The organism is Microbacterium paludicola (assembly GCF_039529675.1).
Lineage (GTDB): Bacteria > Actinomycetota > Actinomycetes > Actinomycetales > Microbacteriaceae > Microbacterium > Microbacterium paludicola.
Window position 1 is genome coordinate 1 of the sequence record NZ_BAAANG010000004.1, and the last position, 14,695, is coordinate 14,695.

The following is a 14,695-nucleotide window of genomic DNA, read 5'->3' on the forward strand; positions in this document are numbered from 1 at the left end:
AACCCGTCGACCTCACCCCACCAGACTGCCGCGAACCTCACGATGCATATGGGAGACACGCCCTAGATCAGATATCCAGGCTCTCGCCGGGGCCGAGCACGTGGAACTCGCCGCCGTTCTGCTCGGTCGCCCACTTGAGCCTGCTGAGGTGCATGTTGCGGCCGGTCACCGACAGCGTCATGTCGTGCGTGCCGAACGCGTGCCGGGGCTTCACGGCGAGGGTGAAGTCCATCGCGTCGCCCAGTCGCAGCCACGGCGCGCCGGTCGGGATCGCGAGCACGTCGACCTCCACTCCCTCGGGCACGGCGTACGAGTCGCCCGGGTAGTACAGCAGGTCGTCGACGAGCACCCCGACGTTGTCGACGGCGGGGATGCTCGAGTGGATCTGCTCGTGCGTGCCGCCGAAGAACCGCAGCGAGAAGGGGCCCGCCGCCAGCTCGTCGCCGGGGGCGACGACGGTGACGTCGCGATCCCGGATCGCGGCGGCGACCGCGGCCGTGGTGAAGATCGGCACCGACGGGGCGGCGTCGAAGATGCGGTCGAGCTGCTCGGGGGTCCAGTGGTCGGCGTGCTCGTGCGTGATGACGATCGCCGCGAGCGCGTGCAGGTCGGCGAGCACCGTGAGGAAGCTGCCCGGATCGATGATCAGCGTCGCGCCGTGGGCGTCGACGCGGAGGGCGGCGTGCTCGTGCTTCGTGATGCGCATGGTCCGAGTCAACCATTCCCGCGGCTCTTGAGGGCAGATCCGCCGATCGCGAGCCCTCGGGGAGCGCGACACGCGCGGGAAGCGCATCCACCCCGCCCCGATTTGTTCACCGGCCGGACCTCATGTCATACTCTTCTAGTTGCCGGAAACGGGAACGAGGGTCCGGAAGGATCCGACGCACGGCCCCATCGTATAGCGGCCTAGTACGCTGGCCTCTCACGCCGGTAACGCGGGTTCGAATCCCGCTGGGGTCACACGACACAGAAGCCCGATCCGCGAGGATCGGGCTTCTGTCGTTTCTGCGTGCGGCGCGGCCCGCGCGCCCCGGGGGTGAGCGGCGGCGGTCCGCCGCCGCTCACCCGCTCACTTGCCCGTGATGCGCTGACGCACCTCGCGGCGGAGGACCTTGCCGATCAGCGACCGCGGAAGGTCGTCCATGACGACGATCCGGCGCGGCACCTTGTAGTCGGCGAGGTGAGCGCGGCAGAAGTCGCGCAGCCCGTCGAGGTCGACCTCGGCCCCGTCGCGCAGCACGACGGCGGCCGCCACCGCCTCGCCGCCGTCGCCACGCGGCACGGCGACGACGGCGGCCGCGCTGACGTCCGGGTGCGACTCGAGCGTCTGCTCGACCTCGGTGGGCGAGACGTTGAAGCCGCCCGTGATGATCAGCTCCTTGAGCCTGTCGACGATCGTGACGAAGCCGTCCGGCGACACGGTCGCGATGTCTCCCGTCCGCAGCCATCCGTCCGCGAGCAGCACCTCCTGCGTCTCCTCGGGGCGCTGCCAGTAGCCGCCGAAGACCTGCGGACCCCGCACAAGCAGTTCGCCGGGTTCGCCCGCGGGGAGATCCCTGGCGGAGTCCTCCGGGTCGACGATCCGGATGTCCGTGCTCGGGAACGGCACGCCGACGGTGCCGGGGCGGCGGGTCGGGCCCATCGGGTTGCCGAGGGCGACGGGCGAGGTCTCGGTCATCCCGTAGCCCTCGACGAGCAGGCCGCCCGACGCATCCTCCCAGCGCTTCACGGTGGACACCGGCAGGCTCATGGCGCCCGAGATCGCGAAGCGCACGCTCGACAGGTTGAGCCGCCCCTGCGTCGCGGCGCGCGAGAGCTGGTCGTAGATCGGCGGCACCGCCGGAAGGAACGTCGGCGGGCTCTTGCGCGCCGCATCCGCGACGAGGCCCACGTCGAACGCGGGGAACAGGACGAGCTTCGCGCCGATGCTCATGGCGAACGTGAGGCAGAGCGTCATGCCGTACGCGTGGAACAGGGGCAGGACGGCGTAGAACGTCTCGGCGCCCTTCCGCAGGCCCGGCACCCAGGCCTCGCCCTGCATCGCGTTGGCGCGGAGGTTGCGGTGCGTGAGCATCGCCCCCTTCGGCGTGCCTGTCGTGCCGCTCGTGTACTGCAGCAATGCGACGTCATCGAGCCCCGGCCCCGGAACGGAGCGGCGAAGGCGGCGGCCGCCGGTGAGGGTCTTCCAGGTCAGGACGCGTCGCGCCGACGGGCGCGCCGTCAGCTTGGCGCGCGCCTCGCGCGCCTTCGGCACGGGAAGCCGCAGGGCGAGTCGCTTCGCCAGCGGCATCCCCGCCGTGATGTCGACGCTGACGATGACCCGGGGGCGGACGTCCGCCGGGAAGTCGGACACGGTGTCGTGCACCTTGTCCCACACGATCGCGTGCTGCGCGCCGTGATCCTCGAACTGGTGGCGCAGCTCGCGCGCGGTGTAGATCGGGTTGTGCTCGACGACGATCGCCCCGAGGCGCAGCACGGCGTAGTAGGCGACGACGTGCTGCAGGCAGTTCGGCAGCACGATCGCCACCCGGTCGCCCTTGCCGACGCCGCGCCGCCGCAGTCCCTCGGCCGCGAGCTCGATCTCGTGCCAGAGGTCGCGGTAGGTCACCGACGCCCCGAAGAACTCGAGCGCCGTCCTGCGCCCGTGGGTCTTCACGCTCTGCATGAGCATGCCGGGCAGGGTCTGCGTCACCTCGCCGATCTCGGCGGGCACATCCGGCGGATACGCGGCAAGCCACGGCTTCGATGCGTACGGGTGGGAAGAAGTCACCGGTCCTCCTCAGGGGCGCGCAGGGTCCGACAATGCTACGTGGACCGGCTGCGGTGCTCCCTGGGCCTTGCGCTCGTCAGCCGGTGGTGTGAGACTCCCGGCGCCGGCGGATGAGACGGAGCACGAGCCAGACGACAAGCCAGGCGACGGCGATCACGCCGAGCCAGGGGAGCGCAAAGCCGAGGGCGACGACGAGGCCGTTGATCACGGCGAGCAGGCCGTTCCAGCCGGTCTCCAGCCCATCGCCGAATCCCGCGGGATCCGGTTCGACCGGGGGCGCCTCGGCCAGCAGCGAGACCGACAGTGTCGACATCGCCACCTGGCCCTCGAGCGATTCGAGCTGCGACTCGAGCGACTCGAGCTCGGCCTGTCGCTCGGACAGCGTCGTCTCGACCTCGACGAGGTCGCCGACGCTGCCCGACTGCGCGAGCAGCTCGGTGAGCCGGTCGACCGAGGCCCGCGCGGCATCGATCCTCGCCCGCAGGTCGACCGCCTGCGACGTGACATCCTGCGTCTCCACGCGGGAGCTCGCCACCTCGCCGACCTCGTCGAGGGAGTCCATCAGCGGATCGAGCTCGTCGGAGGGGATGCGGACGGAGATGTAGCCGCCGTCGTCGGGCACCCAGACGGTGGAATCACCCGTCTCGCCCGTGTACGAGCGGTCGGCGCCGATCGACAGCTGCTCGACCCACCCGTCGTGCTCCGAGGTCAGCTGCGTGATCGCCTCGGCCGCTGCGGCGGCGTCGTCGACGACGATGCTCGCCGATCCGGTGCGGATGATCTCGCGGTCGAGTGCCGGCGCCAGGGTGTCGCGTGTGGCCGCCGAGAGCGGCCCCACCGCCTCCGCGCCGCCGCCGCCGTCGGCCGCGCTCTGCTCCTCGGGAGCGGCGGGAGCCACCTCCGCAGAGTCCGCGGAGCTCACGCCGCCGCTTCCGCCCTGGCCGAGCTGCAGCACGACGGGAGTGGCGACGGCGCCGACGACGACGAACGCCGCCGCGATCCCGACGGTCTGCCACACGCGCCGGCGCCGTCGCGAGCGGGAGGTGTGCGTGACCCGCTCCTCGTCGATGGCCTCGAAGACCCGCGCCTCCATCCGCGCGAGCGTCTCGTCGGACACCTCGGGAAGCCCGGCGTGATCCGTGGTGCTCTGCGTGTTCATGACGCCTCCTCTCGCACTGCCGTCCGCAGCCGTGTGCGGATGCGGGATAGACGATTGCGGACGACGCCGTGCGCGACGCCGAGCTCGTCGGCGGCGGCCTGATAGGCGTAGCCCTCGCCGACGCACAGCCGGAAGATGCGCTGGTCGAGCGGGCTCAGCCCCTCGACGGCCTGCAGGATGCGCTCCGCGAGGTCGGCGTCGATCACCTGCTGCTCCACGTCCACCGTGTCGGCGGAGCGCTCGTCCAACTGGTCGGCCTCCGCCCGGCGCAGCGCGCGCAGGCGGTTCGCCGCCTGGAACCGGCAGATGGTCGCCAGCCACGGCAGGAGCGAGTCGCCGGCGAGCTCGAAGCCCGACAGCTTCCGCCATGCCACGACGAACGTCTCCTGCGTGACGTCCTCGGCATCCGCCGCCGAATGCACGAGGCCGTGCGCGATCCAGTACACGGGTCGCGCGTGCCGGCGGTACAGCTGCCGGAACGCGTGCTCGCTCCCGTCGGCTGCGCGCGCGACGAGTTCGGCGTCGCTCGTGCCGGGAATGTCCATGGCGTCCGATCCTCCAGACCCGGGTGGGCCGTCGTCTCTCACCCTGTCAGTGTCCGGCGACGCCGGATCGTCTCGGTTCGCTAACGAGTCGTTCGCCGTCTTCCGTGCTCGCGCGGGAAGGGATCGGGCCTCCCGGCCGTTATCCTGGGGGAGCGAGAGGGAGTATCCCGTCAGCGCGCGCTCGTCATCACGGACTTCGACGGTGGAGTCCCGGGCCGCACCGCCATCCACGCGGGGGAGAGACTCTCGACAATCGTCGCGCCTCGATCGAGGCCGTACCGGAAAGGCCCTGAATGGACCTCGCTCTGCCCATCTGGTTCGAGGTGGGATCGCTCGTCGTGCTGACGGCCGTCCTGCTCGCGGACCTGCTGCTCATCCTGAAGCGTCCGCACATCCCCTCCACCAGGGAGTCGACCCTGTGGGTCGTCTTCTACGTGGTGCTCGCGCTGATCTTCGCGGTGCTGATGTGGATCTTCGCCGGCGCGACGCCGGCCCAGGAGTTCCTGCTCGGCTGGATGACCGAGTACAGCCTGTCGATCGACAACCTGTTCGTCTTCGTGCTGATCATGGCCCAGTTCTCCGTGCCGCGGAAGCTGCAGCAGGAGGTGCTGATGGTCGGCATCATCATCGCGCTCGTGCTGCGCGGTGCATTCATCCTGCTGGGTGCGACGCTGATCGAGAACTTCTCGGCGATCTTCTACCTCTTCGGCGCGTTCCTCATCTACACCGCCATCCGCCAGGCGATGCCGGAGAAGCTCGAGGACGACGAGAAGGAGGAGACCGCGATCGTGCGGTTCCTGCGTCGCTTCATCGACATCAGCGACGAGTACGACGGCAACAAGATCCGCACGGTCGTGAACGGCAAGCGCTTCTTCACCCCGCTGCTGCTGGTGTTCGTCGCGATCGGCGTGACCGACCTGATGTTCGCGATCGACTCGATCCCGGCGATCTACGGCCTCACCCAGAGCCCGTTCATCGTGTTCACCGCGAACATCTTCGCCCTGATGGGTCTGCGCCAGCTCTACTTCCTGCTGGGCGACCTGCTCGAGCGCCTGAAGTACCTCCACTACGGTGTGGCGTTCATCCTGTTCTTCATCGGCGTGAAGCTGTTCTTCCACGCGATGCACGAGAACGAGCTGCCGTTCATCAACGGCGGCCAGCACATCGAGTGGGCGCCCGAGATCAACAACTGGGTCTCGCTCGGCGTCATCGTCGTGTCGATGACGGTCGCCACCATCGCGAGCCTCATCTCCTCGTCGCGCGAGAAGAAGCGCGAGACGATCGAGAGCTGATCGCCCGATCTGCGCAATCTGACAGGCGGCGCGGAGTTCTGCTGAGAGGCAGGATCTCCGCGCCGCCTCTGTCTGTGCACTCTGTACGGGGAACGCCCGCTTCGCGTGCAGGATGCTACGCTTGCCCCATGCGGTTCGCCGGAGTCCTTCTCCTTCTGCGCCGCGACGGGATCCCGCTCTAGGCCTCTCCCCGTCGCGGAGTCCGTCGCGCAGGCCGACATCGCGAACCCCCGGAGAAGAACAATGAGCGACATCACGATCCCCGACCGCCCCCGCACCCTGGCCGAGAAGGTCTGGGAAGACCACCTCGTGGTCAAGGGCGAAGACGGCCAGCCCGACCTGATCTACATCGACCTGCACCTCGTGCACGAGGTCACCAGCCCTCAGGCGTTCGACGGCTTGCGCGCCGAGGGGCGCCCCGTGCGCCGCCTCGACCTGACGATCGCGACCGAGGACCACAACACCCCGACGATCGACATCGACAAGCCGATCGCCGACCTGACCAGCCGCACCCAGATCGAGACGCTGCGCCGCAACGCCGCCGAGTTCGGCGTTCGCCTCCACTCGCTGGGCGACAAGGAGCAGGGGATCGTCCACGTCGTCGGGCCGCAGCTCGGCCTCACCATGCCGGGTATCACGGTCGTCTGCGGCGACAGCCACACCTCGACGCACGGCGCGTTCGGCGCCATGGCGTTCGGCATCGGCACGAGCGAGGTCGAGCACGTCATGGCCACGCAGACGCTGCCCCTGAAGCCCTTCAAGACCATGGCGATCACGGTCGAGGGCGAGCTGAAGCCCGGCGTCACGGCGAAGGACATCATCCTCGCCGTCATCGCCAAGATCGGCACCGGCGGCGGACAGGGCTACGTCCTCGAGTACCGCGGCAGCGCCATCCGCTCGCTCTCCATGGAGGGCAGGATGACGATCTGCAACATGTCGATCGAGGCCGGCGCCCGCGCCGGCATGGTCGCGCCCGACGAGACGACGTTCGCGTACCTCGAGGGTCGCCCGCACGCACCGAAGGGCGCGGACTGGGACGAGGCCGTCGCGTACTGGCGGACGCTGCCCACCGACGAGGGCGCGGTGTTCGACGCCGAGGTGTTCATCGACGCGAACGAGCTCGAGCCGTTCGTCACGTGGGGCACCAACCCGGGTCAGGGCGTGTCGCTGAGCGACGCGGTGCCGACCCCGGCCGAGATCACCGACCCCAACGAGCGCGCCGCGGCCGAGCGGGCGCTGGAGTACATGGATCTCACCCCCGGGACTCCGATGAAGGAGATCCCCGTCGACGCCGTGTTCATGGGGTCGTGCACGAACAGCCGCATCGAGGATCTGCGTGCGTTCGCATCCATCATCAAGGGCCGCAAGAAGGCCGAGGGCGTGCGCGTCATGGTCGTGCCGGGATCCGCGCGCGTGCGGCTCGAGGCCGAGGCCGAGGGCATCGACAGGATCGTGAAGGACTTCGGCGCCGAGTGGCGCTTCGCGGGGTGCTCGATGTGCCTGGGCATGAACCCCGACCAGCTCGCCCCCGGGGAGCGCTGCGCGTCCACCAGCAACCGCAACTTCGAGGGCCGTCAGGGCAAGGGCGGTCGCACCCACCTGGTGTCGCCGCTCGTCGCGGCGGCTACGGCCATCCGCGGCACGCTCGCGAGCCCCGCGGATCTGGATGCGGCGGACGCCTCGTTCGCGACGACCGGAGCGGAGGCCTGACATGGAGAAGTTCACGACGCACACCGGTGTGGCAGCGCCTCTCAAGCGCTCCAACGTCGACACCGACCAGATCATCCCCGCCGTGTTCCTGAAGCGCGTCACCAAGACCGGCTTCGAGGACGCGCTGTTCCACGGCTGGCGCCAGGACCCCGCCTTCGTGCTGAATCAGGAGCCGTTCCGCGGCGCCTCCGTCCTCGTGGCGGGGCCCGACTTCGGCACCGGATCGAGCAGGGAGCACGCAGTGTGGGCCCTGCGCGACTACGGCTTCAAGGTGGTGCTGAGCCCCCGCTTCGCGGACATCTTCCGCGGCAACTCGGGCAAGCAGGGCCTCGTCGCCGGCGTGATCTCGGAGGACGACGTCGAGCGCTTCTGGGCCGCGATCGACGCGCAGCCCGGCGTGGAGATGACGGTCGATCTGATCGCTCGAACAGCCACTCTTGGCGACTTCACGGCCGCGTTCGACATCGACGATTACACTAGGTGGCGGCTCCTCGAAGGGCTCGATGACATCGGGCTCACGCTGCGCAACGAAGACAAGATCGCGCAGTTCGAGGCCCGCCGCGAGGCGTGGCGGCCACGGACCACACCGGTTCCGTGAGCCCTTCCGGGGCCTCTTGAGGCCCCGGACTCGCCTCACATCACCGAGCGGCCCACCAGCTGCGAGATCCCTAGCGAGGCACCACCACATGACTCTGATCGGCGACGCCAAGACCCCCGGCACCCCGGCCTACGCATCCGGTGAAGTCCTCGAGATCCGCGGGGGTCGCTCGCTGAAGGGTCAGGTCGACGTCCGCGGCGCGAAGAACCTCGCGACCAAGGCGATGGTCGCCTCCCTCCTCGGCGAGACCCCGAGCATCCTGCGCGATGTCCCGGACATCCGCGACGTCGAGGTGGTGCGCTCGCTGCTCGAGGTGCACGGCGTGCACGTGACCGAGGGCGAGGAGCCCGGTGCGCTCGTGCTCGACCCCGCCGACGCGAAATCGGCGAACTTCGAGGAGATCGACGCCCACGCCGGGTCGTCGCGCATCCCGATCCTGTTCTGCGGTCCGCTGCTTCACCTGCTCGGCCAGGCGTTCATCCCGGACCTCGGCGGCTGCCGCATCGGCGACCGCCCGATCGACTTCCACCTCGACGCGCTGCGCAAGTTCGGCGCGATCGTCGACAAGCAGCCGAGCGGCATCCGACTCTCCGCGCCCGAGGGGCTTCACGGCGCGCACATCGAGCTTCCGTACCCGAGCGTCGGCGCGACGGAGCAGGTGCTGCTCACCGCGGTGCGGGCGAAGGGCGTCACCGAGCTGCGCAACGCGGCGATCGAGCCCGAGATCATGGACCTCATCGGCGTGCTGCAGAAGATGGGCGCCATCATCTCGTACGAGCCGAACCGCGTGATCTTCATCGAGGGCGTGGACGAGCTGCGCGGCTACGACCACCGCTCGCTCTTCGACCGCAACGAGGCGGCCTCGTGGGCCTGCGCCGCCCTGGCCACCGACGGCGACATCTTCGTCAAGGGCGCCCGCCAGTACGAGATGCTGACGTTCCTCAACGTGTACCGCAAGGTCGGCGGCGACTTCGACATCACCGACGAGGGAATCCGCTTCCGCCGCGGCAAGGCGCCGCTGAAGGCGATCACTGTCGAGACCGACGTGCACCCCGGCTTCATGACCGACTGGCAGCAGCCGCTGATCGTCGCGCTGACCCAGGCGAACGGCCAGTCGGTCGTGCACGAGACCGTCTACGAGAACCGCCTCGGCTTCACCCGCGCGCTCGTCCAGATGGGCGCCGACATCGTCGTGCACGAGGACGGCCTCGAGGGCGAGTACCGCCGTGTTCCGCGTCGCGCCCTCGAGCAGGCGGCGGTCATCAACGGCCCCACCCCGCTGCACGGCGCCGACATCGTGGTGCCCGACCTTCGCGGTGGCTTCAGCTACGTCGTCGCGGCCCTCGCGGCCGAGGGCACGTCGCGCGTCTCCGGTGTCGGGATCATCCGCCGCGGATACGAGAAGTTCTTCGAGAAGCTGACGGCCCTCGGGGCCGACTTCGACGTCGTCGGCTGAGCGAGCGAGTCGACGTGAGCTCTTCCGAGAAGAGTCGGCCCAGCGCGTTCTGGCCGCTCGCCGCGATCGTGGTCCCGCTCGCGGGTCTGATGGCGAAGGTGCGAATCACCGACGGGCACAAGCTTCCCCGCGAGGGCGCGTACATCCTGTCGCCGAACCACGTCAGCGAGCTCGACCCGGTGCTCGTCGCCGTCGCCGTGTGGCGACTCGGCCGCGCGCCGCGCTTCATGGCGAAGGACAGCCTGTTCCGCGTGCCGGTGCTCGGCGCCGCGCTGCGCGCGACCGGCATGATCCCCGTGGCGCGGACGTTGTCGCGCGACTCCGCGGCGCAGACCATGCGGCAGGCCTCGGAGCTCGTCGCCGACGGGCGCGGGGTCATCGTCTACCCCGAGGGGACGCTCACCCGCGACCCGGATCTGTGGCCGATGCGGGGCAAGTCGGGCGCCGCCCGCCTCGCCCTCGCCGGCGACCTGCCGCTCATCCCCGTCGCCCACTGGGGCGTGCAGAACATCATGGGCCGCTACCAGCGCGGCCTGAGCCTGTGGCCGCCGCGCAAGCTCGTCCGCGTGGCGATCGGCGATCCCGTCGATCTGTCGGATCTGAAGGACCGCCCGACCGACCCCGCGGCGATCTCCGAGGCCACGGAGCGCCTCATGCAGGCGATCACCGCGCTGCTCGAGGGGATCCGCGACGAGAAGGCGCCGCCGAAGCGATGGGATCCGTCGTCGCACGGCCAGGCAGAGACGGGACGCCTGTGAGCCGCCCGGCCGCCGGTCGCCGGCACGACGGACCCAAGGTCGTCGTCATCGGGTCGGGCAGCTGGGGCACCACGTTCGGCAAGGTGCTCGCCGACGGGGGAGCGCAGGTCACGATGTGGGCCCGCCGCCCCGAGCAGGCCCACGAGATCGACGAGGCGAAGCGCAACTCGAAGTACCTTCCCGGCATCAACCTGCCGCGCTCGATGCACGCGACGCACGATCTCGCGCGGGCGATCGACGGCGCCGAGCAGGTGTACCTCTCGGTGCCGAGCCAGTCGGCGCGCGAGACCCTGCGCGCGATGCGGCCGTACCTCGCGAATGAGGCGGTGCCCGTCGTCAGCCTGATGAAGGGCGTCGAGAAGAAGACGAACCTGCGGATGAGCCAGGTCATCGAGCAGGAGCTCCGCTGCGACCCGGCCCGGATCGCGGTGGCGAGCGGACCCAACCTCGCGCTAGAGATCGCCAAGGAGCAGCCGACGGCCGCCGTCATCGCATCGAGCAGCCAGGACACCGCCGACGCGGTCGCCCGGCGCTCGCGCAACGAGTACTTCCGCAGCTTCGTGAACACCGACGTCACGGGCACCGAGTTCGGCGGCGTGCTCAAGAACCTCATCGCCGTCGCGATCGGCATCGTCGACGGCGTCGGCTACGGCGAGAACACGAAGGCCTCGATCATCACGCGCGGCCTCGTCGAGATGACCGACTTCGCCGTCGCCTACGGCGCGCAGCCGGGAACGCTCCAGGGGCTCGCGGGCCTCGGCGACCTGATCGCGACGTGCCAGTCGCCGCTCAGCCGCAACAACACGGCGGGGCGCCTGCTCGGGCAGGGGTACAAGTACCAAGAGGTCATCGCGCAGATGAACCAGACGGCCGAGGGGCTCGCATCCGTCGGCCCCATCCTGGCCCTCGCGAAGGACGCCGGCGTCGAGATGCCGATCGTCCAGCAGGTGAAGATGGTGCTGGACGGCCGGATGCGCCCGCGCGAGATCGCGCCCCACCTCACGACAGACGACGACACGCCGCAGGGCGAAGGGACGCAGAATGGCCAGGACGACCGTGGCGGTGCTCTTCGGAGGACGCTCGAGCGAGCACTCGATCTCCTCCGCGACGGCGGGCGGGGTTCTCGGAGCGATCGACCGTGACCGCTTCCGCGTGATCCCCGTCGGGATCACGCGCGACGGCGTGTTCGTGCTCGAGCAGGACGACCCGCAGCGCTTCGCGCTCGACGCGGCGAAGCTGCCCGAGGTCGTCGACAACGGCACCCGCATCGTGTGGCCCACCGGGGGACGCGCGCTGCGCGCCCAGCACGAGGACGGATCCGTCGAGGACCTCGGCGAGGTCGACGTGGTGCTGCCCATCCTGCACGGTCTTCACGGCGAGGACGGCACCATCCAGGGCTTCCTCGACATCCTCGAGCTGCCGTACGCCGGCGGCGGGGTGCTCGACTCTGCCGTCTGCATGGACAAGCACTTCATGAAGATCGCGCTGCAGGCAGAGGGCCTGCCCGTCGCCCCGTGGGTGACCGTGCGCGCCGCGCGCTGGGCCTCGGAGCCCGACGCCGTGCGCGACGAGGTCGCGGCCCTCGGCTACCCGGTCTTCGTGAAGCCGGCGCGCGCCGGGTCGAGCGTCGGCGTCTCCAAGGCGCACGACGCCACCGAGCTCAACGAGGCGATGCGCGTGGCGCTGGCCGAGGACGACAAGGTGCTCGTCGAGGTCGGCATCGTCGGCCGCGAGATCGAGGTCGCGATCCTCGAGGGACGGGACGGCGGACGCCCGCGCGCCTCGCTCCCTGGCGAGATCGTGCTCACCACCCGCGAGTTCTACGACTTCGAGGGGAAGTACCTCGGCGGCGACGGCGCCGAGGTCGTGTGCCCCGCGACGCTCACCGAAGACGAGACGGAGCGCATCCGCGAGGTCGGTCGCCGCGCGTTCGAGGCCGTCGACGGTCGGGGTCTTGCCCGCGTCGACGTGTTCCTCACGGCCGACGGCGAGGTCGTGATCAACGAGCTCAACACGATGCCCGGCTTCACGCCGATCTCGATGTACCCCAAGTGCTGGATCGCGTCGGGAATGACCTACGCCGAGCTGATCACCGAGCTCATCGAGCTGGGGCTGGCCCGCGCCGCCTGAGCCGCGCCGGCCGCCGGCCCTTCAGCGTGCCCGTACACAGGCTCGCTGTGACGCGAGTGAAGGCATGGGACGGGTGAGTCTGCGGTCGCGCGGCTCAGCCTGTGTGGGGTCGGTCAGCCGGCGTCGGGAACGGGCGTTGCGTCCTCGAGCCCGACACAGGATGCGTCGACGGGGATGGACGAGACGATCCGACTGATCGGGGTGAGCACATCGGAAGGGCTGATCACCTCGGTGTTCACGTACACCTGCGTCGCCGGCGTGCGGCCGTAGGTCGTGATGCGCTGCATCGGCAGCTCCGACGCGTCGACGATCCAGTCGACGCCCTCGAACGTCACGCACTGCAGCGTGGTCGGGCCGGGCGGTGTGACGCCGCAGCTCACGATGACCGCGGTCGGGTCGCCCCAGGCGCCCGTCGCCTGCGCATCCGTCCACCGACGGTCGAGATCGCCGATCGCGTCGGGAAGGCGGACGCTCACCTCGGCGCACAGCGGGTCGTTCGCATCCTCCGCCGCGGGGACCGAGACGGTCGAGGCGCACCCGGCGAGGGCGAGGGGGAGGATCACCGCGGTCGCGGCGGCGAGACGACGGATCACACGTCCAGCCTAGGTCGCCGATCCTGTGCGCCGGCTCCCCGCCCGTAGGCTGAGGGGATGCATCAGGCGCCCGCGGACCCGACCATCGGCGAGCTGAGCGAGGGCGAGATCCTCGCCCGCATCGCGGCCCGCACCGGACGGGCCGCGTCCGCGATCGTCGGACCCGGGGACGACGCGGCGGTCGTAGCCACGCCCAGCGGATCCGTGGTCGCCACCACCGACACCCTGGTGCACGGCCCGGACTTCCGCCTCGCCTGGTCGAGTGGGTACGACCTCGGCTGGAAGGCCGCCGCGGTGAACCTCGCCGACGTCGCCGCCATGGGAGCGCGCCCCACGGCGCTGCTCGTGGCCCTCGCCATGCCGAACGACACCCGCGTGTCGTTCGTCGAAGCCCTTGCGGACGGGCTCCGCGACGCGTGCGACGCCCTCGCGCCCGGGTGCGCGGTGGTCGGCGGCGACCTGACGGTGTCGGCCACGCTGACCGTGGCGGTGACGGCGCTCGGCGACCTCGAGGGGCGCCAGGCGGTGCTGCGCTCCGGCGCGCGCGAGGGCGACGTCGTGGCGGTCGCGGGGGAGCTCGGCGTCGCCGCGCGCGGCCTGTCGGTGCTCTTCGACCGGTTCCGCGACGTGGCGGGGTCGCCGGTCCCCGTGGATCCCGCACGCGTGGGGGCCGGCGAGGCGGGCATCCTGATGGGACAGCTGCGCCCCTCGCCGCCGATCGGGCTCGGACCGATGGCGTCCACAGCCGGCGCCCACGCGATGATGGACGTCTCCGACGGCCTCGGCCTCGACGCGCGGCGGATGGCCGACGCCTCGGACGTGACGATCGACCTGATCGCGGCGACCCTGGGGCCGGACGTCGTCTCGGCGATCGAGGGTGGGGAGGACCACGCGCTGCTCGCGACGTTCGCGGATGACGTGCTGCCGCCCGGCTTCCGGGTGATCGGCCGCGTCGTCGCGCGGGGCGAGGCGCCGCTGCTCGTCGACGGGCGACCGTACGCCGGGTCCGGCGGCTGGGATCCCTATCGCGACTGGGACTCGGTCTCCGGCTGAGCCGGGGGAACGCCCCACCACAGCGCGGTGTCGCCGTACGCCCGATCGCGAAGCGGCTCGAGGCCTGCGGCGTTCCAGTTCGGAGGTCCGGAGCGCGACGAGCGCTCGACGATCACCAGGGCGTCGGGCGCGAGCGCGGATGCGAGCGCGGCGAGGTTCTCGGTGAGCTCGTCGTCGCCGAGGTCGTAGGGCGGATCCAGGAACACGAGGTCGAACGGCCCTGCGGCGCCGCGCAGCCACGTGCCGACCGCGCTCGCGTGGACGCGCACCGCAGCGGCGCCGGCGCCGATCGATCGGCGGACGGCGTCGGCGTTGCGCCGGGCGATCGCGGCCGCCTGCTTCGCGCGCTCGACGAGGTCGACCGAGGATGCGCCCCGGCTCGCGGCCTCGAGGCCCAGGGCTCCCGATCCGGCATAGAGATCGACGACGCGCGCGCCGTCCAGGGCCCCGCTCGACTCCAGCGCACCGAACAGCGACTCGCGCACGCGGTCGCTCGTGGGACGCGTCCCGGAGGAGGGTACGTCCAGGCGCACGCCGCCGGCGGCCCCCGCGATGATCCTTGTCACCTCTTCACGTTATCGGCCCTTCTCGTGCCCTTCGGCGCCGCAGGGGCTGGCTCGGCGACGGGCGT

The 14,695-nt window shown here is 70.6% G+C and carries 14 protein-coding genes and 1 tRNA gene; 9 read left to right on the forward strand and 6 right to left on the reverse strand.

Annotation, left to right across the window (positions count from 1 at the left end; genetic code table 11):
• Positions 1-67: 67 nt before the first annotated feature.
• A complete protein-coding gene (locus ABD161_RS04590; protein ID WP_344000118.1) occupies positions 68-706 on the reverse strand; it encodes an MBL fold metallo-hydrolase in 639 nt (212 codons plus the stop codon).
• Positions 707-887: 181 nt separating this feature from the next.
• On the opposite strand from ABD161_RS04590, the gene ABD161_RS04595 reads away from it, so the two are divergent.
• Positions 888-960, forward strand: a tRNA-Glu gene (locus ABD161_RS04595).
• Between the two features lie 109 nt (positions 961-1,069).
• On the opposite strand, the gene ABD161_RS04600 is transcribed toward ABD161_RS04595, so the two are convergent.
• The 3 genes from ABD161_RS04600 to ABD161_RS04610 all read right to left on the reverse strand — a co-directional run bounded on the left by ABD161_RS04600 (position 1,070) and on the right by ABD161_RS04610 (position 4,474).
• Positions 1,070-2,770 carry a long-chain-fatty-acid--CoA ligase gene (locus tag ABD161_RS04600; protein ID WP_344000120.1) on the reverse strand — a complete coding sequence of 567 codons (1,701 nt, stop codon included), beginning with the start codon at positions 2,768-2,770 and terminating at the stop codon, positions 1,070-1,072.
• 76 nt (positions 2,771-2,846) lie between these two features.
• Positions 2,847-3,929, reverse strand: a complete 1,083-nt coding sequence (locus tag ABD161_RS04605; RefSeq protein WP_344000122.1) for a DUF4349 domain-containing protein — start codon at positions 3,927-3,929, stop codon at positions 2,847-2,849.
• Positions 3,926-4,474 carry an RNA polymerase sigma factor gene (locus ABD161_RS04610; protein WP_135111930.1) on the reverse strand — a complete coding sequence of 183 codons (549 nt, stop codon included), beginning with the start codon at positions 4,472-4,474 and terminating at the stop codon, positions 3,926-3,928. Before ABD161_RS04610 ends, ABD161_RS04605 begins: the two co-directional genes overlap by 4 nt.
• A 293-nt stretch (positions 4,475-4,767) precedes the next feature.
• On the opposite strand from ABD161_RS04610, the gene ABD161_RS04615 reads away from it, so the two are divergent.
• The 7 genes from ABD161_RS04615 (at position 4,768) to ABD161_RS04645 (ending at position 12,418) form a co-directional block, all read left to right on the forward strand.
• The gene (locus tag ABD161_RS04615; protein ID WP_344000125.1) at positions 4,768-5,766 is read left to right on the forward strand and encodes a TerC/Alx family metal homeostasis membrane protein; all 999 of its coding nucleotides are present in this window, start codon (positions 4,768-4,770) and stop codon (positions 5,764-5,766) included.
• Positions 5,767-6,009: 243 nt separating this feature from the next.
• Positions 6,010-7,476 carry a 3-isopropylmalate dehydratase large subunit gene (gene leuC / locus ABD161_RS04620; RefSeq protein ID WP_344000127.1) on the forward strand — a complete coding sequence of 489 codons (1,467 nt, stop codon included), beginning with the start codon at positions 6,010-6,012 and terminating at the stop codon, positions 7,474-7,476.
• Between the two features lies 1 nt (position 7,477).
• A complete protein-coding gene (leuD, locus tag ABD161_RS04625; RefSeq protein WP_344000129.1) occupies positions 7,478-8,074 on the forward strand; it encodes a 3-isopropylmalate dehydratase small subunit in 597 nt (198 codons plus the stop codon).
• Between the two features lie 88 nt (positions 8,075-8,162).
• Entirely contained in the window at positions 8,163-9,530 is a 1,368-nt protein-coding gene (murA, locus tag ABD161_RS04630; protein WP_344000131.1) for a UDP-N-acetylglucosamine 1-carboxyvinyltransferase, read from the forward strand.
• A gap of 14 nt (positions 9,531-9,544) precedes the next feature.
• Positions 9,545-10,288, forward strand: coding sequence for a lysophospholipid acyltransferase family protein (locus tag ABD161_RS04635; protein WP_344000133.1), 744 nt, complete (start codon positions 9,545-9,547; stop codon positions 10,286-10,288).
• Positions 10,243-11,430: an NAD(P)H-dependent glycerol-3-phosphate dehydrogenase gene (locus ABD161_RS04640; protein ID WP_135111935.1), complete on the forward strand. Its 1,188-nt coding sequence runs from the start codon at positions 10,243-10,245 to the stop codon at positions 11,428-11,430. Before ABD161_RS04635 ends, ABD161_RS04640 begins: the two co-directional genes overlap by 46 nt.
• The gene (locus tag ABD161_RS04645) at positions 11,330-12,418 is read left to right on the forward strand and encodes a D-alanine--D-alanine ligase family protein (RefSeq protein ID WP_344000136.1); all 1,089 of its coding nucleotides are present in this window, start codon (positions 11,330-11,332) and stop codon (positions 12,416-12,418) included. The genes ABD161_RS04640 and ABD161_RS04645 overlap by 101 nt, the downstream gene beginning before the upstream one ends.
• Positions 12,419-12,531: 113 nt before the next feature.
• On the opposite strand, the gene ABD161_RS04650 is transcribed toward ABD161_RS04645, so the two are convergent.
• Positions 12,532-13,011, reverse strand: a complete 480-nt coding sequence (locus ABD161_RS04650) for a DUF3515 family protein (RefSeq protein WP_135111937.1) — start codon at positions 13,009-13,011, stop codon at positions 12,532-12,534.
• Between the two features lie 57 nt (positions 13,012-13,068).
• Between ABD161_RS04650 and thiL the strand changes: the two genes are divergently transcribed.
• Positions 13,069-14,064 (forward strand): thiamine-phosphate kinase, encoded by a 996-nt coding sequence (gene thiL, locus ABD161_RS04655; RefSeq protein WP_344000138.1) that lies wholly within the window; start codon positions 13,069-13,071, stop codon positions 14,062-14,064.
• Here the strand turns inward: thiL and rsmD are convergent.
• The gene (gene rsmD / locus ABD161_RS04660; protein WP_344000140.1) at positions 14,034-14,630 is read right to left on the reverse strand and encodes a 16S rRNA (guanine(966)-N(2))-methyltransferase RsmD; all 597 of its coding nucleotides are present in this window, start codon (positions 14,628-14,630) and stop codon (positions 14,034-14,036) included. The genes thiL and rsmD overlap by 31 nt on opposite strands.
• Between the last annotated feature and the right edge of the window lie 65 nt (positions 14,631-14,695).